This window comes from Bacillus sp. AK128 (assembly GCF_053903075.1).
Window position 1 is genome coordinate 716887 of the sequence record NZ_CP096379.1, and the last position, 19139, is coordinate 736025.

Annotated in this window: 17 protein-coding genes and 3 riboswitches; all 17 genes read left to right on the plus strand. The window is 37.7% G+C overall.

Annotation, left to right across the window (positions count from 1 at the left end):
- Nucleotides 1-154: 154 nt before the first annotated feature.
- The 17 genes from M1D60_RS03205 to sufC all read left to right on the plus strand — a co-directional run bounded on the left by M1D60_RS03205 (nt 155) and on the right by sufC (nt 19138).
- Nucleotides 155-544, plus strand: a complete 390-nt coding sequence (locus tag M1D60_RS03205; protein ID WP_456277774.1) for a GntR family transcriptional regulator — start codon at nt 155-157, stop codon at nt 542-544.
- On the plus strand, nt 537-1436 hold the full coding sequence (locus M1D60_RS03210) for an ABC transporter ATP-binding protein (protein WP_456277775.1): 900 nt from the start codon (nt 537-539) through the stop codon (nt 1434-1436). Before M1D60_RS03205 ends, M1D60_RS03210 begins: the two co-directional genes overlap by 8 nt.
- Nucleotides 1411-3363 carry a DUF6449 domain-containing protein gene (locus tag M1D60_RS03215; RefSeq protein WP_456277776.1) on the plus strand — a complete coding sequence of 651 codons (1953 nt, stop codon included), beginning with the start codon at nt 1411-1413 and terminating at the stop codon, nt 3361-3363. Before M1D60_RS03210 ends, M1D60_RS03215 begins: the two co-directional genes overlap by 26 nt.
- Before the next feature lie 40 nt (nt 3364-3403).
- Nucleotides 3404-3907 (plus strand): RNA polymerase sigma factor, encoded by a 504-nt coding sequence (locus tag M1D60_RS03220; RefSeq protein WP_456277777.1) that lies wholly within the window; start codon nt 3404-3406, stop codon nt 3905-3907.
- Nucleotides 3908-4145: 238 nt separating this feature from the next.
- Nucleotides 4146-4484 (plus strand): hypothetical protein, encoded by a 339-nt coding sequence (locus M1D60_RS03225; protein WP_456277778.1) that lies wholly within the window; start codon nt 4146-4148, stop codon nt 4482-4484.
- Nucleotides 4485-4633: 149 nt separating this feature from the next.
- Nucleotides 4634-4746: riboswitch (SAM riboswitch) on the plus strand.
- Between the two features lie 104 nt (nt 4747-4850).
- The gene (metX, locus tag M1D60_RS03230) at nt 4851-5933 is read left to right on the plus strand and encodes a homoserine O-acetyltransferase MetX (protein ID WP_456277779.1); all 1083 of its coding nucleotides are present in this window, start codon (nt 4851-4853) and stop codon (nt 5931-5933) included.
- Complete coding sequence (locus M1D60_RS03235) at nt 5930-7243, plus strand: homoserine dehydrogenase (RefSeq protein WP_456277780.1); 1314 nt, start codon at nt 5930-5932, stop codon at nt 7241-7243. The genes metX and M1D60_RS03235 overlap by 4 nt, the downstream gene beginning before the upstream one ends.
- Nucleotides 7244-7245: 2 nt before the next feature.
- Nucleotides 7246-7339: riboswitch (SAM riboswitch) on the plus strand.
- A gap of 66 nt (nt 7340-7405) precedes the next feature.
- A complete protein-coding gene (locus M1D60_RS03240; protein ID WP_456277781.1) occupies nt 7406-9193 on the plus strand; it encodes a PLP-dependent aspartate aminotransferase family protein in 1788 nt (595 codons plus the stop codon).
- A 309-nt stretch (nt 9194-9502) separates the two neighbouring features.
- Nucleotides 9503-10522, plus strand: coding sequence for an aliphatic sulfonate ABC transporter substrate-binding protein (locus M1D60_RS03245; RefSeq protein WP_456277782.1), 1020 nt, complete (start codon nt 9503-9505; stop codon nt 10520-10522).
- Nucleotides 10523-10538: 16 nt separating this feature from the next.
- Entirely contained in the window at nt 10539-11393 is an 855-nt protein-coding gene (locus tag M1D60_RS03250) for an ABC transporter permease (RefSeq protein ID WP_456277783.1), read from the plus strand.
- A gap of 22 nt (nt 11394-11415) precedes the next feature.
- Nucleotides 11416-12150: an ABC transporter ATP-binding protein gene (locus M1D60_RS03255; RefSeq protein ID WP_456277784.1), complete on the plus strand. Its 735-nt coding sequence runs from the start codon at nt 11416-11418 to the stop codon at nt 12148-12150.
- 19 nt (nt 12151-12169) lie between these two features.
- Nucleotides 12170-13870 (plus strand): acetate--CoA ligase, encoded by a 1701-nt coding sequence (gene acsA / locus M1D60_RS03260; RefSeq protein WP_456277785.1) that lies wholly within the window; start codon nt 12170-12172, stop codon nt 13868-13870.
- A 130-nt stretch (nt 13871-14000) separates the two neighbouring features.
- Nucleotides 14001-14116, plus strand: a riboswitch (SAM riboswitch).
- 164 nt (nt 14117-14280) lie between these two features.
- Complete coding sequence (locus tag M1D60_RS03265) at nt 14281-15306, plus strand: methionine ABC transporter ATP-binding protein (protein ID WP_456277786.1); 1026 nt, start codon at nt 14281-14283, stop codon at nt 15304-15306.
- Entirely contained in the window at nt 15299-15967 is a 669-nt protein-coding gene (locus M1D60_RS03270) for a methionine ABC transporter permease (RefSeq protein ID WP_456277787.1), read from the plus strand. The genes M1D60_RS03265 and M1D60_RS03270 overlap by 8 nt, the downstream gene beginning before the upstream one ends.
- A 27-nt stretch (nt 15968-15994) precedes the next feature.
- Nucleotides 15995-16870, plus strand: coding sequence for a MetQ/NlpA family ABC transporter substrate-binding protein (locus M1D60_RS03275; RefSeq protein ID WP_456277788.1), 876 nt, complete (start codon nt 15995-15997; stop codon nt 16868-16870).
- Nucleotides 16871-16983: 113 nt separating this feature from the next.
- The gene (locus M1D60_RS03280) at nt 16984-17349 is read left to right on the plus strand and encodes a carboxymuconolactone decarboxylase family protein (protein WP_456277789.1); all 366 of its coding nucleotides are present in this window, start codon (nt 16984-16986) and stop codon (nt 17347-17349) included.
- Between the two features lie 1012 nt (nt 17350-18361).
- Nucleotides 18362-19138, plus strand: coding sequence for a Fe-S cluster assembly ATPase SufC (gene sufC, locus M1D60_RS03285; RefSeq protein WP_456277790.1), 777 nt, complete (start codon nt 18362-18364; stop codon nt 19136-19138).
- The last annotated feature ends 1 nt before the right edge of the window (nt 19139 follow it).

The window sequence follows — 19139 nt, forward strand, 5'->3', positions numbered from 1 at the left end:
GTGCATCTTATTTATCTTTGAGTAGGAAAGTCAACAACAAAGTTTAACAAGGCCAAAAAAATATTTAAAAAGTTCTTTCCAAAACAAGGAAAAAGATTTATACTAACTGTATTAACACAAATAATACACTTAAGACAGAATAGGGAGGGTTGAAATGTTTGAATTAGACATTAGGAGTAGACAGCCCATATATGAGCAACTAGTAGAAAAGTTAAAGGAGTTAATTATGAACAATATTCTAAAAGTTGATGAACAGCTACCATCAGTACGAACACTTGCTCAGCAATTAACGATTAATCCAAATACCATTCAAAAAGCATATCGAGAGCTAGAGAGACAGGGATATATCTATTCAGTTCCAGGTAAAGGAAGCTTTGTTAGTGAGGCCTCAAATATTATCAATAATGAAAAATTAGAAAAGGTAAAGCAGGAACTTATTAAGGTTTTATCAGAAGCTTTATATCTTGGTTTAAAAAAGGAAGATCTTGTTGAATTGTTTGAGAAGATTGATGAGTCTGTGAAAGGAGGAAATGAGGATGATTAAAGTCCAAAATCTTTCTAAAGCATTTGAGGATCTTGAAGCAATCAAAGAAGTGAATTTAAGTATCAATAAAGGCTCGATTTATGGATTACTAGGGTCAAATGGTGCTGGTAAAACAACCTTACTACGAATCCTTGCTGGAATCTTAGCTCAAGACAAAGGTGTAATCTCTATCAATGAGGAACCTGTATTTGAAAATGAAAGCATAAAAAACCAACTGTTTTTTATACCGGACAGTCCTTACTTCTTTTCACAATATACGACTAACCAAATGGCAAAATTCTATAAAAGCATTTATAAAGATTGGTCAGAAGAAAGGTTCTTAAAGCTTCAGGATGTGTTTGAACTTGACCGGAATAAAAAGATTCAAAAATTTTCAAAAGGAATGCAGAGGCAGGTAGCATTCTGGCTGGCACTTTCTACAATGCCTGATCTACTAATTCTTGATGAACCTTTTGATGGGTTAGACCCCGTTATGAGACGGAAAGTGAAAAATTTATTAATTCAGGATGTTGCTGATCGTGAAATGACGATTATCGTTTCCTCACATAATCTTCGTGAGGTTGAAGATATATGTGACTATGTTGGGATTGTACATAAAGGAACGATGATTTTAGAAAAAGATTTGGATGACTTGAAGTCTGACGTTCATAAAATTCAAGTTGCATTTAATGGCGATGTTACAGATGAGATTTTTAATGAAGTTAGTCTTTTATATAAAGAAGAACGTGGGAGTGTCATTTTATGTATTGTTCGGGGACAGGAAAGTGACGTGATCAAACATTTCCGTAAACACAATCCAGTGATCTTTGACTTATTACCATTAACTTTAGAAGAAATTTTTATTTATGAAATGGGGGATCAAGGCTATGCAATCCAAAACATCTTGGTTTAATAAAGAAATCATCCTCCAAGGATTTAGGAGTACAGGATGGCTCGGGATTATTTACTTCTTAGGCTTGTTCTTTGCTTTACCATTGCGAATGATCATGTATGTGTCAGAAGAAGATAATATTTATCGACATCAATTCTTTCAAAAAAATAATCTGTTTACTTGGAATAATGAATTCCTTACTATCCTATCTGCAGTGGTGCCTGTTCTAATTGGTGTTTTTATATTTCGCTATATCCAAACAAAGGCATCATCCGATTTATTTCATAGTTTGCCTTTAACTAGAGTTCAACTATATAAACATTTTGTTGGAATCGGGGCGTTCTTAGTTGTTTTACCTATTCTGTTAAATACGTTGATTCTCTTGATGATCCACCCAACTTTCAATTTGTCATCGTACTTTACGGTAAATGACATCTTATATTGGGCTGGTGTTACCATCACTCTCAATTTATTAGCGTTTATTGGGACTGTATTAATTGGTATGATCACAGGAATTTCAATTATCCATGGAGTTCTATCCTATATATTCCTATTCTTACCAATTGGTCTTGCCTTATTATTATCATTTAGCTTAGATATTTTCCTGTTTGGTTTTACACCAGAACCATATACAGGTCCAAGTTTAGGAAAACTTTCACCGTTATCTAGGACCGTCATGATTAATGGTAGTCCACTTACTTGGATTGAATTAGGTATTTACATCGGATTGATCGTTGCGTTATTTGTTTTTGCAATTTTCATCTATAAAAGAAGAAGATTAGAAGCAATTTCAAACCCAATCGTGTTCCCAATCCTAAGACCAATTTTTAAATACGGCGTGACCTTCTGCTTTATGCTGTTTGGCGGTTTGTATTTTGGTGAGGTTCAAAACAGTTTTGGATGGACAGTCTTCGGCTATGTAGTAGGTTCAATTATTGGTTACTTACTCGCTGAAATGATTCTTCAAAAAACATGGAGAGTACTTGGAGGGTTTAAAGGATATCTATACTATATTGTTGGTATAGCTATTATTTTCTTGTGCATCCACTTTGATGTATTTGGATACGAAGGAAGAGTACCTGAAGTAGCTGAAATTGAGAGAATCTATTATGGAAATGAAAGTTATTTTTATTTAGATAAAGATATGGAAATCCCCATTGAGTATTTCCATGAGGAAGAAAACTTTGAAAATATCATTAAACTTCACGAAGCTATCATTAGTGATAAGGATAAGCTGAAAGATCAAACGATCCCTAGTCATCCAGAGTCAGTATTTATCGCGTATGAGTTAAAAAATGGTGATAGACTAATCCGTGATTATATGGTGCCTGCTAGTGCGTATGCGCAGTTATTAAAGCCAATTTATGAATCTCAAGAATATAAAGAAGTGAACTTTCGAGCGATGCAGTTAGAAGCTCCTGAAATTGAAAAAATATACTTGAGTCCATCTGGAATTGGTTTCAAGGAAAGAGAAGTTATTATTTCAGACCAAGCTGAAGTTGCAGAACTATTGTCAAAACTTAAGGAAGATATTCTACTACAAGAGTATGAAAACTACACGGAACACAATATTTCTGGTATAAGTTTTGATTTAGTGACAGAACATCCACACTACGAAATTTACCATGGTCTAACAACCTCTTACCCAACAGTAGAAAAGTGGTTAAAGGATAAGGGGCTTTATGAACAGGCTGTATTGACTGGAGAAGACTTTGAGTATGCAATTTTGCTCGAGGATGAGATGATCGACATTAACGAGTATTATTCACTATCAAATGATGCAATGATTGAAAAGGTTAATAGTCTTGAAAATACTACAAAAATCACTAATCCAAAGGAGCTTCTTGAATTATGGAAGGAATCTGATGGGGATATTAGTAAAGGTATAAATGTGGCTTTTAAGTTTAAAGAACAACCATATATGGAATTTAGACGAATTGATGAATAAGCTGCTAGTAGATTTATAAGGGCAGCAAGAGGCGGTCAACATGGATTATACAAATCTTTATAACCAATATTATAAAAAGCTTTATAGTCAAATTTTTTCAATGATAAGAGAGCATTATCTGGCTGAGGACATTCTCCAAGAAACTTTTATTAAAGCTTTTGAGAAAATGGATACGATGGTTGATGAGTCGAAAATAGGCCCCTGGCTAATGACAATTGCTAAAAGAACAACGATCGATTTTATCAGAAAAGAAAAAAGACAGGGCTGCGAATTTGTTGAGGACTATGTCAATATTAAGGAAAATCAAACATTTTCTGTAGAAAAAGTCGTCGAATGGGAAATCTTTAAACATGAACTTGAAGGTGAAATTAGTACACTACGTAAAGAACAGAAAGAAATTATTAATCTGAAAATCAATAATGGCTTAAAAGAAAAAGAAATTGCTAGCTTTTTAAACATGAATCCTGGAACAGTAAAGATTAATCTTTATCGGGCCAGACAGCAGCTCAAAACTAGACTTGAACCAAAACTTTATACTGCATGATCGGCACCCACCTGATTGGTGGGTGTTTTAATAGTGAATTACATAACTATGATGCAGATTAGAGAATATTTTTAAAGAAAATGTTGTTTTTCCTGTGATGTGACATATTTCTCAGGAAATAAATAGAATCATGTATTTATTTGTGGTACTCGAAGGAAACTGTCGAACGATTACTGGGGGAATAGCCTATAGGGGTGTGGAATAGTGTGAGTAGCTAAAAAACGGGAGGGGAAATAATTTGAAGGAGCTACTTGAACAATTCGCTAGTGTTGTACTAAATGAGATAAGGTTAAAACCAATCTTACCTACAACTCCTATATTTGTATGCTTTCAGCTTGAGTATGAAATTTTGATGATTAAAATTTCTAACGAAGGTTATGAAATATTTAATAAGATCCAAGAACGGACAGATGTTTGGATTAAGGGTGATGAAAATACGATTCAATCCATTATTACAGGTAAGGAGAGAATTCGAAAGCTTGAGAGTAGAAATCTGATACGAGTAACCGGCAAGCTAAAGGATCTATTGACGGTTGAAGCACTGTTTTATTTGAGTGAGAAAAGATTATCTGCATAACCGATAGTTATAAACATAGGAATATTATTACGCGAAATAATTTGTTTAAACATAATAATAAAAATTGTTTGACAGTTATAATTTTCCTGTGGTATATTCTTCACAGAATGATTCGCATAGTAAGTTAAAGCGTTAATTGAATAAAGAATTTCTTATCCAGAGTGGTGGAGGGGCTGGCCCTATGATACCCGGCAACCGGTTTTGTTTTTCGTAAAAACACGGTGCCAATTCCTGCGGAGCATTTTGCTCTGACAGATAAGAAGAGATGAATTTACCTATTCACCCTCTTCTTATGAAGAGGGTTTTTTTTATGTAGTTACACTAAGATGGTTAAAGTTCAGCGCGTTTCTTAATTGAGAGGAGGATATGATGCCTAAGGTAAAGGAAGATGTTATGACAGAATATGGAGAGATTCAACTAGGAGCATTTACAACTGAACTAGGCATTACCATTCCCGACGTTCAAATCGCATATGAACGAGTTGGTCCAAAAACTGCCCCGGTCATAATTGTATGTCATGCTCTAACTGGTAATCAGTATACAGTTGGTACGGCCGATCAACCTGGGTGGTGGTCAGGGTTAATTGGAGAAGGGAAGTACGTTGATACGACGAAGTGGCAAGTCTTTACAATGAATGTATTAGGTGGTTGTAATGGTTCAACGGGTCCGTTAAGCCTTAATCCAGAAGGAAAGCCGTATCGTGCCAGTTTTCCATTTGTATCAGTAAGAGATATCGTTAGAAGTCAGTATATAGCATTAAACAGTTTGGGAATTAATCGTGTTCATGCGATTATTGGTGGTTCTCTTGGTGGAATGCAGGTGTTAGAGTGGGGAGTACTTTATCCAGAGTTTGCTCAGTTGCTTTTCCCTTTAGCAACCTCTCCTTACTTAAGTGATTTTGGAATGGCTTATAATTCGATTGCCAGATATGCAATTACGAATGACCCTAACTGGAATGATGGAGAGTATGATGAAAACCCTGAAGTTGGCTTGAGTATTGCTCGAATGATTGGAATGATATCCTATCGCTCTCCAGAATTGTTTAATTCTAGGTTTTCAAGAGAAGCAAGAGAAGGGTTTGGCGAACATCATCAAGAAAAATCATATCAAGTAGATTCGTATTTAACGTATCAGGGTGAAAAGTTTTTAAAAAGATTTGATGCAAATAGTTATCTATATTTATTAAAGGTAATGGACCATCATGATATAGGCAGAGAACGTGGAGATTGGAAGATGGCCATAAAGGCCATTCATTCAAAAATAATTAGTATCAGTTATAAAGGCGATCTCATTTATCCATCTGAGTTTTTGCAAGGAGTTGTAGCGGAGCATCAAGAGGTACATTCATCCTCAAAGCACTATGAAGTGTCCACTGTGTTTGGTCATGACGGTTTCTTAGTTGAATTTGAAAAATGGGGACATCTAGTAGAGGAGGGACTTACTTCATGAAAACGATAAAGGTAGCCTTATTAGGTTTAGGAACAGTTGGTCAAGGTGTTTATCAAACTATCGAAACTCACCAGCAAAAGCTAATAGAAGCAACTGGTACAAAAGTCGAAGTGGTAGGGGTATTAGTTAAAAACCAGGAAAAGCAAAGAGATATCAAACCATCAGTAAAGGTGACAACTAAAATAGATGAAATATTAGCTATTGAAGAGATTGATATCGTGTTTGAAGCAATTGTTGGAATAGAGCCTGCCAATTCCTATATTAAAAGTTTCCTAGATAAAGGCTGTCATGTAATTAGTGCAAATAAGGAACTACTTGCTCATCAAGGAAAGGAATTATCAGAGCTTGCCAAAAGTAAAGGTCGCTTCCTTGCTTTTGAAGCAGCTGTAGCTGGTGGGATTCCATTATTACGAACCATTATTCAATTACTACAGGTTAATGGTATTACCAAGCTAGAGGCAATCTTAAATGGAACAAGTAATTTTATATTAACGAAAATGCGCAAAGAAAAGGCCGACTTTGACGATGTGCTAAAGGAAGCACAGGAGCTTGGTTATGCAGAGGCAAATCCAGCAAATGATATTTTAGGTACCGATGCTTTTTATAAGCTGATGATCTTAAGTGATCTTATTCACCAAGAACAGCCAAATTGGGATCAAGTTGAAAAGCAAGGCGTGAATAAGGTTTCTCTACAGGATCTGATTATTGGTGAGAAGCTAGGACTTCGCTTGAAATTATTAGCTACCCTTCAAAAACAGAATGAAGAAATTGTAGCTGAGGTCAAACCGGTTTTCGTAAACGCAAATCATCCTCTGTATAATGTTGAGGGTGTCGATAATGGTATTGTCATTTCGACTGATTTAGTCGGGAATATTCTTCTACAAGGACCTGGAGCAGGTTCGAAAGCCACTGCGAGCGCAATGATTGAGGATTTAGTTTATATAAGACAACAGGGGAATCCTGTTAATGAATTTAGAAGATCGAGTTATCAACCGATATATCAAAATGGATCACCACAGTCATTATGGGTTTCAATCAGTGAAGCTTTAAATTCTGAGGATTTAAAGAAAAATTATTCTATTACTAGCAAACTTCAAGATTATGAAGTTAAGCTCATCCAGAGAGAGCTTGTTAAAACAGAGGATGGTTATATTGTAGGGGACTTCCTTCAAGGAAGGGAAGAAAATGTATTATTATTTCTTCAACAGCTCAATCAAGATACCTTAAGATTTTATCCTGTTTCAACTACGGGGATATCTCTGGAGCAGGTTCAAACAGAACCTTCAGTACCACGAACATCAATTAAATAATCTTCTTATCAAGAGAGGTGGAGGGACTGGCCCGATGAAACCCGGCAACCGATATACAGGTGCTAATTCCAGCAGAAAAAATCTGAGAGATAAGAAGAGGGTAAAGCATCCTCTTCTTAACGCAGGATGCTTTTTTAATACACAAAAAAGGGAGAGTTATATATGACAAACCATTCTTATGATTTAGAAACATTATTGTTACACGGAGGTCATGCTCCAGATCCTACAACTGGATCTCGTGCAGTTCCAATCTATCAAACTTCTTCTTATGTTTTTCATAATACAGAGCATGCCCAACGCTTATTCGCATTAGATGAGCCAGGTAATATCTACTCTCGTATTGGAAATCCAACGGTAGATGTTCTTGAAAAGAGAATAGCTTTATTAGAAGAAGGTGTTGCAGCAGTTGCTACCTCTTCTGGTCAGGCAGCGATTTCTTTAGCACTTATGAACCTCGCTCATGCTGGAGACGAAATCGTAGCAGCAACCAATCTTTACGGTGGTACCTATAATTTATTCGCCGTTACGTTTCCACGTTACGGAATTAAAGTGAAATTTGTAGATTCTTCTGATCCAGAAAATTTTAGAAAAGCAATTACTCCTAAGACAAAGGCTGTTTTCGCTGAAACGATTGGTAATCCGAGTTTACAAGTTTTAGATATTGAAGCAGTTGCGAACATTGCACATGAAGCAGGCATCCCACTCGTGGTTGACAGCACATTTGCATCACCTTCATTATGTAAGCCAATTAAATGGGGTGCAGACATCGTCGTACACTCAGCAACAAAATGGATTGGTGGGCACGGTACTTCAATTGGAGGAATCGTTGTTGACGGAGGACGCTTTAACTGGAACAGTGAAAAGTTCCCTGGATTCACAGAGCCAGACCCAAGCTATAACGGCATCCGTTATGCTGTTGATTTTGGAACTCTAGCTTTCATTACTAAGCTGCGTGTTCAATTATTAAGAGACTTTGGATCTTGCTTAAGTCCATTCAATGCGTTCTTACTGTTACAAGGGTTAGAGACTTTACAGTTAAGAATGGAAAAGCACACCGAAAATGCAAGAGTGGTTGCTGAATATTTAGCTAGTCATCCAGCGGTTGAATGGGTTACATATCCAGGACTAGAAAATCATCCAACCCATCACTTGGCAAAGAAGTATCTGACAGGTGGAGATGGAGCAGTTGTAGTATTTGGAATTAAAGGTGGAAGAGAAGCAGGTAAGACCTTTATTGATTCCTTATCACTATGGTCGCATCTCGCAAACGTTGGAGATGCTCGTTCATTAGTCATCCATCCAGCCTCAACTACTCATCAGCAGCTAACAGGTGATCAGCTAAAAGCAACAGGGGTAACAGAAGAGCTTGTTCGTTTATCTGTAGGGTTAGAGTCTGTCAGAGATTTAACAAATGATTTAAACCAAGCTTTACTGCAAGCAACTGGCGCATATGACGGTGTAGAAAAAGAGATTGTGATCAATGATGAAGGTGTTATTAAAAAAGCATTAGGATCTCCTACCGAAACCCTAGTGGTGGATGGAGTGGAGCAAACAAGAATAAAGAATGTTGCGATTGTTGGATTGAGTAGTAATCCAGCAAGACCAAGTCACCGCTTAGCTTTCAAGATGAAGAGATTAGGTTATCAAATCATTCCGGTAAACCCAAATGAAACAGAGGTTCTAGGAGAGAAAGCCTATCCAGATTTAAGCTCAGTGCCTGATAAAATTGATATCGCCCAGATCTTTAGAAGCTCGGATGCTGCTGTTGAATTAGCAAAAGAAGCAGCTATTGTCCGACCAGGTATTTTCTGGCTACAAGAGGGTGTCATTTCAGAAGAAGCTGTAAATATCGCAAAAGAAGCAGGCTTAGAAGTTGTCTACAATCGCTGCACCTATAAAGAAGCACAACGCTTAAGAGGCTCGATTTCAACGTATGCTTGTGAAATATAAGAAACCTATTAAAAGAAGGTTATTGTTTAATAAATAGTATTGAAAACAAGGTTGTTTGATTAAAGCGGAAGGTGCGAGACTCCTGCGGGAGCAGCGGGACATATGACAAAGGAGTTCACTTTGTCCTTGGTGAGACCCCACAGGAGCTTGCTCCGAAGAGGCTCACCGCCCGCCCCGCGGAAAGCGAGCATCCTGTAGCGCCAATCAACACTGCTCACATTATTAATACAACGAAGGTTTTTATAAAGAATTTAAAAGAAATTAGAGTCTTCTAAAGAAGGCTCCCCAACAAGGAGTGTTTAAAAAAAAATGAAAAATAAAAAGTTCACCATCTTTCTATCCTTAATTCTTACTATTTATATAGGTTTACTAAGTGCGTGTGGAAGCAGCACGACATCAAACAATACTGAAGTTTCTGGTGCTGCTGAAGAAGCAAAGCCTGAGAAAATCCGTTTAGACTATGCATTCTACTCACCAACAAGTCTTGTATTAAAGGAAAAAGGCTGGGTAGAAGAAGCGTTTGAAGCAGAAGGTATCGAAGTTGAGTGGGTTCAAAGCTTAGGTAGTAACAAAGCGTTAGAATTTTTAAACAGTGATAGCGTTGATTTTGGATCAACTGCCGGAGCAGCAGCTTTAATTGCGAAGTCAAAGGCATCACCAATTGAAACGGTATATATTTATTCAAAGCCAGAGTGGACGGCACTTGTTGGCCCTGGTGGAACTAGTATAGAATCAGTTGCTGACTTAAAAGGAAAAAAGGTTGCTGCCACTTTAGGAACAGATCCATATATTTTCTTACTACGTGCACTAGATGAAGCTGGTCTAAAAAGTACAGACGTTGAAATTGTCAACCTACAGCATGGTGACGGGGCATCAGCTCTTGTTTCTGGAGATGTAGATGCATGGGCAGGACTTGATCCACATATGGCAAAGCTTGAGGTGACAGAGGGTACATCTTATATCTATCGAAACCCTGATTTCAATACGTACGGAACGCTAAATGTTCGCTCTGAGTTTGCTGAGCAATATCCGCAATATGTAGAAAAAGTTATTGAACTATATGAAAAAGCAAGAACATGGACGGTTGAAAACGAAGAGGAAGCTGCTAACATTTTAGCAACTCAAGCACAGTTAGATGAGGAAGTGGCAAAGCTGCAAATTTCTCGAAATGATTTCTCTAGCCCAGTTCCTGGAGACACACAAGTTAACGCTTTAGTCGAGGCAGGTAAAGTATTGCAAAATGGTGGGGTTATTGATGCTGGTGCAGATTTAGAGAAGCTAGTGGGTGAATTAATTCAACCATCATTTGCAGAAAAAGTAATTAAGTAAGTAGGAGGTTGATGGTATGTCACAGCAATCCGAAAGTAACACACTTAAATCCATTCCAAAGGGGTATCGTGTTTCGTTCCCCTTTAAAAAGTTTAATAGATCCGCAGGTGATATCGCGATTGGTAGCATCTTGCCCATTATTTTAATAGCTGCATGGGAAGTACTCAGTAGAACTGGAGTGTTTCCTGTACACCAGCTACCGGCACCGTCAATTATTCTTCAAAAAATAGTGTCAATGCTTCAGGATGGTAGTTTATGGAGCCATACAGGCATTACCTTATACCGAGTGTTGATTGGATTCTTTGTTGGAACAGCAATTGCGGTTCTACTAGGCTCTATTGTTGGTTTTTTCAAGTTTGCAGAAAAATTAATTGATCCTTTATTGCAGGCGTTTCGCTCCATTCCATCTCTTGCATGGGTTCCGTTATTTCTTCTATGGCTTGGTATTGGAGAGGTGTCAAAGGTTACGCTTATTGCAATCGGTGTATTCTTCCCGGTTTATCTTAATATTGTAAGTGGGGTAAAAGGGGTAGACCGTAAGTTAATTGAAGTAGGGAAGATTTACGGATTTTCTACCTATCAATTAATTAAACGAATCATTTTACCAGCTTCACTTCCTTCTTTTTTAGTTGGGATTAGAAGTGGCCTAGGGTTAGGCTGGATGTTCGTCGTGGCTGCCGAGCTTATGGGTGCAAGTAAAGGACTCGGTTACCTGCTCGTCTTTGGTCAAAATATGAGCTCACCAGACATCATTATTGCCAGTATTATTTTGTTTGCCATCCTAGGAAAAGTCACAGATTCAATTTTAAAAGCAGTTGAAAATAAAGCATTGCATTGGCAGGATAGTTTATCTAGCTCAGGCACTAAATAGAGAGGAAAAGGAGGAGGTTTCGTTGGTATTATCAGTGAAGCGAGCAACAAGAAAATTCACGAACGGAAATGTTGCTTTTCGTAACATTAGCTTCTCTGCAGAAGCTGGGGAAATCATCGGACTAATTGGTACGAGTGGCTGTGGTAAAAGTACATTACTTCGAACTATCTCGGGATTAGATCCAAACTATGAAGGTAGTATTCTAGTAGAGAAGCAAGAGGCGAGAGGTCATAACGAGAATATTAGTTTTATGTTCCAGGAGCCTCGATTAATGCCATGGTTAACAGTAGTAGAAAATGTTCTTTTTGGCGTAAAGGATCAGTATAAAAATGAACAAAGCGCGCTTGCTATCTTAGAACAGGTTGGTTTAAAAGGGTTTGAAAAGCAATTTCCAAAGGAGCTTTCAGGTGGAATGGCGCAACGTGTTGCAATTGCGAGAGCGTTGATTACTTCTCCTCATATTCTTCTTCTAGATGAGCCTTTTAGTGCACTGGATGCATTTACGAAAATGCAGCTGCAGGATCTTTTGCTGCAAGTATGGGAGCAAAAGAAGGCGACCATGTTAGTGGTTACTCATGATATAGATGAAGCTTTGTACCTTTGTGATCGAATCCTTATTTTCAGTGGTCAGCCTGGAGAGCTTCGTGAAGAAATCCGCTTAGATCGGTCAAAACCACGTTCTAGAGGTGACGAAGAGCTAGCTAAACAGAAAAAACATATTCTTTCTTTATTAAACCTAGATAAAGTGAATTCATAAGTAAAGGAGTAATCTTTCCATGAGCGAAATTAATCAAGTTTTACAACCACGAAAAGGAACCCATAATTTACCTAATTATGAAGAAATCTATGAGCAGTTTAAGTGGGATTCTGTCCATCCTCATTTTAGTTGGTATAAGACAAATCGAGTCAATATGGCCTATGAATGTATTGACCGACACGTTGAAGATGGGTATGGAGAGAAAGAAGCTCTAGTTTATATTGATGGAACAACGAAGGAAAGTTTAACTTTCTCAGACTTGAAGAGAAGAACCGATGAATGGGCCCACTTGCTCAAGGCGCAGGGAGTAAAAAAAGGAGACCGCGTTTTCACATTCTTACCGAAAAATCCAGAGGGCTATATTGCTGTCCTAGCTGTCATAAAGGTAGGAGCGATTGTAGGACCATTGTTTGAAGCGTTCATGGAAGATGCGGTTTATGACAGGATGTATGACTGTGAGGCATCTGTTCTTTTAACAAATGCTGAGTTACTTGAACGAGTTCCAGTTGAAAAGCTTCCGGAGTTACGTTCCATTTATATAACAGATGATTTGGACCATCCGATTGCAAAATCCATCCCAAGATTGCTGGCTAATTCCTCTTTTGAAGGAGAGGCAGTGGAATGGCTAGGTCTAAATGATGGCATGATTATTCACTACACGTCGGGCTCAACAGGAAAACCTAAAGGTGTTTTACATGCTCATCGGGTCATGATTCAGCAGTATCAAACGGGGAAATGGGTGTTAGATCTACAGGAAGATGATGTGTACTGGTGTACGGCCCATCCCGGCTGGGTAACAGGGAGCTCTTATGGGATCTTTGCTCCATGGTTAAATCGTACAACCATTGTGGTTCATGGTGGGCGTTTTAAAGCGGAAGAGTGGTTCCAAGCAATTGAGGATACTGGTGTCACAGTTTGGTACAGTGCTCCTACAGCATTTCGTTTATTAATGAATGATACCGATCGAATTAAGGATTATAATCTTTCTTCATTAAGACACGTTCTAAGCGTAGGAGAGCCTCTAAATCCAGAGGTCATTACATGGGGACAAGAAGCGTTTGGGGTAAGAATTCACGATACTTGGTGGATGACAGAGACAGGTGCTCAGCTGATTGTAAACTTACCAACTGCTGTGATTAAGCCTGGATCTATGGGAAGACCTCTACCAGGGATTACGGCAGGTATTATTGATTTAGAAGGTAATGAGGTGAAGCGAGGAGAGTTTGGACTTCTTGCCATTAAGAAGGGCTGGCCTTCCATGATGAAGGAGATTTGGAAGAATGAAGAAAAGTACCATTCATACTTTATAAACGATTGGTATGTTTCAGGTGACCTAGCTCGAATGGATGAGGATGGCTATGTATTTTTCCAAGGTAGAAATGATGATATGATCAATTCTTCTGGAGAAAGAATTGGACCATTTGAAGTGGAGAGCAAGTTAATTGAGCATCCTGCCGTTGTAGAAGCAGCCGTTATTGGAAAACCAGATCAACTCCGTGGTGAAATTGTAAAGGCATTTATCGTGTTAACAGATGGGTATGAAGAATCAGCTGAGCTATTGAAAGATATTCAGACATTTGTTCGATTTAAACTTGCTGCTCATGCGATGCCAAGAGAAATAGAAGTAATAGAGGAACTCCCTAAAACGCCAATTAGCGGGAAAATTCTCCGTCGAATACTGAAGTCGCAGGAAATTGAAAAACTAAATGTAAGTGTATGATTTATCTGTGAACAAAATGATTGACGCATAATTTTTATCATGCTAAAATCTCTTTCATAATCAAAAATTCTAAGAGAGTCTGACAGGCTTCGACAATAGATGGTTAGTGAATGAATAAAAATTTATACAACTCTTATCCAGAGTGGTGGAGGGACTAGGCCCTATGAAACCCGGCAACCGTCAACTTAACTGTTGAAATGGTGCCAATTCCTGCAAAGCTTAAGTATTTGCTTTGGGAGATGAGAGAAAGGAAACTTGATCTGTTCCTTTCTGCTTATCTGCAGGAAGGTTTTTTTATTGGCCATCAATACTTATAAATTAAATTCATCTGATCAAAGCTAACACTATATCTATTGAATGAATTCAGAGTAAATGGGTAGGACAACTCAGATATGAAAGAGGTGAGTAGCATGATTACGTTAAAGGATGTTAAAAAGGTTTTTTCATCGAAGAGTGGACCGGTCACTGCAGTAAATGGGATTAATCTTGACATTAATCAAGGGGAAATCTTTGGGGTGATTGGCTATAGTGGCGCAGGTAAAAGTACACTTATCCGAATGTTTAATCAGTTGGAAAAGCCAACAGAAGGATCTGTTATAGTCGCTGGGCGAGATATGGCAAAGATTCAAGGACGAGAATTAAGGAAAGCTCGCCAGGAAACGGGTATGATCTTTCAGCATTTTAATTTACTTTGGTCCCGAACGGTCCGAGATAATATAGCCTTTCCTCTTGAAATTTCGGGTGTTCGAAAAAGTGAGCAACGAAAACGTGTAGAGGAATTAATTGAGCTAGTAGGACTAAAAGGCAGAGAGGATGCCTATCCTTCAGAGCTAAGTGGTGGGCAAAAACAACGAGTAGGTATTGCTCGAGCTTTAGCTAATAATCCAAAGGTACTTTTGTGTGATGAAGCAACATCTGCCCTTGATCCACAAACAACCGATTCCATTCTTGATTTGCTTGTGGATATCAATGAGCGACTTGGTTTGACGATTATTCTGATTACTCATGAAATGCATGTGATCAGGAAAATTTGTCACCGTGTTGCTGTTATGGAAAATGGTCAGGTTGTTGAACAAGGTGATGTGCTCTCGGTGTTCAAAAATCCTCAAGAGGAAATAACAAGACGATTTGTTGGTCAGTTAACAGAACCTGAGGAAACGCATGAAACTGCTGAGCATCTACTCGAAAAATATCCAAATGGAAAAGTGATTCAATTAACGTTTGTTGGAGAAGAAACCGAACAACCTTTAATCACCAACGTCATTAGGAATTTTTCGATTACAGTTAATATCCTTCAAGGTAAAATTGCTCATCTTCAAACCGGTTCATACGGTACATTATTTGTTCATGTTGATGGCACGGATGAAGAGATTGAGAAGGTCATTCAATATATTCGAGATCAAGCCGTTGATGTGGAGGTGATTTCGAATGATTGAACAGCTATTTCCAAATGTTAACTGGGATCGAATGCTAGAAGCAACACTAGAAACCCTTTATATGACGGCTATATCTGTGCTCGCAACATTTATATTGGGAATTATACTTGGATTGTTATTATTCCTAACTGCTAAGGGAAATCTATGGGAGAATGCAGCTGTCAATTCAATCGTCGCAGCATTCGTAAATATTTTTAGATCAATACCCTTTATCATTCTAATTATATTATTAATTCCATTTGCGAAATTTATTGTGGGCACAATGCTTGGTTCCAATGCAGCATTACCTGCACTCATTATTGGGGCAGCCCCTTTCTATGGAAGAATGGTAGAAATTGCCCTTCGCGAAATTAATAAGGGTGTGATTGAAGCTTCAAGAGCAATGGGTGCAACAACATGGACGATTATTTGGAAGGTTTTATTACCAGAGTCTATGCCAGCTCTAGTTTCTGGAATTACCGTAACGGCCATTGCATTAGTAGGGTACACAGCCATGGCAGGTGTCGTAGGCGCAGGCGGACTTGGGAATTTAGCATTTTTAGAGGGCTTCCAACGTTCCCAAGGTGATGTCACGTTCATGTCCACGGTCATTATTTTAGTGATTGTATTCATTATTCAATTCATTGGAGATCGAGTAACTTCAATGCTTGATAAACGATAAAACATACAAAAAGGAGAAGATTATAACATGAAAAAGATTTTAGGGTTTATTCTATTTGCTTTAGTACTAACACTCGCTGCTTGTGGTACAGGTGGTCAAGAAGAAGAAACAACACAAGGTGCAGATGCAACTGAAGAAAACACAGAAGCTACTGAGAATACAGAAGTAAAGGAATTGGTAGTTGGGGCTTCAAACGTTCCTCACGCTGTTATTTTAGAACAAGCAAAGCCAATTCTTGCTGAACAAGGTATCGAGTTAGAAATCATTCCATTCCAGGACTATGTATTACCAAACAAGGCACTTGCTGATGAAGAGATTGATGCGAACTACTTCCAACACATTCCTTACTTAGAGCTTCAAATGTCTGAAAATGATAACTACGATTTTGTAAATGCTGGTGGAATCCACATTGAGCCAATTGGAGTTTACTCTAAAAAGCACAAAAGCTTAGAAGATTTACCTGAAGGTGCTACGATTATCATGAGTAATGCAGTAGCTGACCACGGACGTATTTTAACTATGCTTCAAGACAAAGGATTAATTACGTTAAAAGAAGGTATTGATACAACAGCTGCTACTGTAGATGATATTGTAGAAAACCCAAAGAACATTGAATTCCAAGCTGATGTTGAAGCTGGTCTTCTTCCACAAGTTTATAACAATGACGAAGGTGACGCGGTTCTAATTAACACAAACTATGCAATTGACGCTGGATTAAATCCACTTGAAGATTCTATCGCAATCGAAGGACCAGAATCTCCATATGTAAACATTATCGCTGTTCGTTCTGGTGACGAAGATCGTGAAGAAATTCAAGCTTTAGTAGAAGTACTTCGTTCTGAAGCTATTCAAAACTTCATTAATGAAGAATACAAAGGCGCAGTTGTTCCTGTAAGTGAATAATTTAGGTAAGACGACTTGGGTTAAACCTAAGTCGTCTTTTCATTTTTAAAATTGCATACTCCTTTTAAATTGAATCATACTAACGAGGATGACATTTGATAGGAGTGAAGAACATGGAATTCCAACCACGTAATTCTACAGAAGCTGCATTGCATGATTATAAGCTTGGCCTTGGTACTTTTACCCAGAAGATGCCCGACCTAGCGCATCACTATAATGCTTTTACAGAAGCTTGTTTTACAGAAGGAGCTCTCGATCAAAAACAAAAGCAATTAATCGCCCTAGGTATTAGCTTATATTCACAGGATGAGTATTGCATTATTTATCATACAAAGGGTTGCTTAGATCAAGGGGCAACAGAGCAGGAAATTCTAGAATCAATTGGAGTGGCAGCAGCATTTGGTGGTGGAGCGGCAATGAGCCAAGCCGTAACACTAGTTCAAGAATGTATGACTGAATTAAATGAGTTAAAGCAATAATTGAAGACTCCGATTGGGGTCTTTTTTGTCTGGTTTAAAGGGATTTAGCCGTTTTGGAATTAGATATTTGAACTAATAACATAATAATAAGGAAGAGTTAAGAACTTATAGTATTGTTGCTTCTTCAAATCTGCTTAAAAGTTTGTTTATCGACGAATTTAGTGGATTTATCAACGAAATAATTTTTTTATCAACGATTTCCACATTTTTATGAACGAAAAATCAAGTTTATCAACGAAATCATCGTATTTATCAACGATATTCCTTTTTCTCCCAACTGCCATACCTACGAAAACTCCAAAAATAAAGATACTCGAAAATAAAGGAAGATATTTTAAAGCTTTGTAAGGAAATCTGACCTAATCTTTGCTCATCTCACTTTAAGCTTCTATATAATCTCTCATCCGTTTTGTGTGGACAAGGTATCTACTGATAAGATAATAAAAAAAGGAAGGGATTGATTCATTATTAATCAGCTAGAACTCAACTATACAAATGAAATGGCAAAGGTAATGTACCTTTCACATAGAGTTTGTTATGAAGAGTATAGTACTAAGTTAGCCGCAAGACTTAAAATTGAACAGAAGCGACAGCAAGAGTATAAGGAAAGTCGCCGTATGGTTGAAGAAATAGAGCGCAAAAGCTTTTATCATAACTAGAAAAGAGGCCAGCCCACTGAGGCTGGTTTTTAAATTTGGCTCTTGCAAAACGTCTTTGTATGACTACCTCATAACAAGTAAACAATATACGTGTAAGAATAACTGTTTAAAAAAAATAATAAGAACTAAATTGTTTGGTCTTGTCCACTTACGTTGTTTCAATCTTTTTGTTACAATAAAAAATGTCTCATTTTAATGCTTAGCGGAGTACATAAAAAGTGGAATTAGGACAGTTTTTTAAATTTGATATTATTTTTTAAATAGTATAAGATTAGAATGAGAATAAAGTGAGAATGACAGTTAAATCATTCAAAACGACATAATTTTGTTTAAAATAATGGAGGTATTGCACTATGAGTTCTACTTTAACAATTAAGGATCTTCATGTATCTATTGATGGAAAAGAGATTTTGAAAGGTGTGAATCTTGAGATTAAAGGTGGAGAGATTCATGCAGTAATGGGTCCAAACGGGACTGGTAAATCAACACTTTCATCAGCAATCATGGGGCACCCAAAATATGAAATCACTCAAGGTAGTATTACACTAGATGGTGAAGATGTATTAGAAATGGAAGTTGATGAGCGTGCACGTGCTGGTCTATTCCTTGCTATGCAATATCCAAGTGAAATTAGCGGGGTAACAAATGCAGACTTCTTACGTTCGGCAATTAATGCACGTCGTGAAGAAGGCGAAGAAATTTCTTTAATGAAGTTTATTCGTACAATGGATAAGAGCATGGAGCTTCTTGATATGGATCCGAATATGGCACAGCGTTATTTAAACGAAGGGTTCTCTGGTGGAGAGAAGAAGCGTAATGAAATTCTTCAATTGACCATGCTTGAGCCAAAAATTGCGATTCTGGATGAAATTGACTCAGGTCTAGACATTGATGCTCTTAAAGTTGTATCACATGGTATTAACAACATGCGTGGTACTGACTTTGGTTGCTTAATCATCACTCACTACCAACGCCTGTTAAACTATATCACTCCAGATGTAGTTCACGTTATGATGCAAGGTCGTGTTGTAAAATCAGGTGGTCCTGAGCTTGCACATCGTTTAGAAGCAGAGGGTTATGATTGGATTAAGAAAGAGCTAGGTATCGAAGACGAAACAGTAGAAGCGTAAG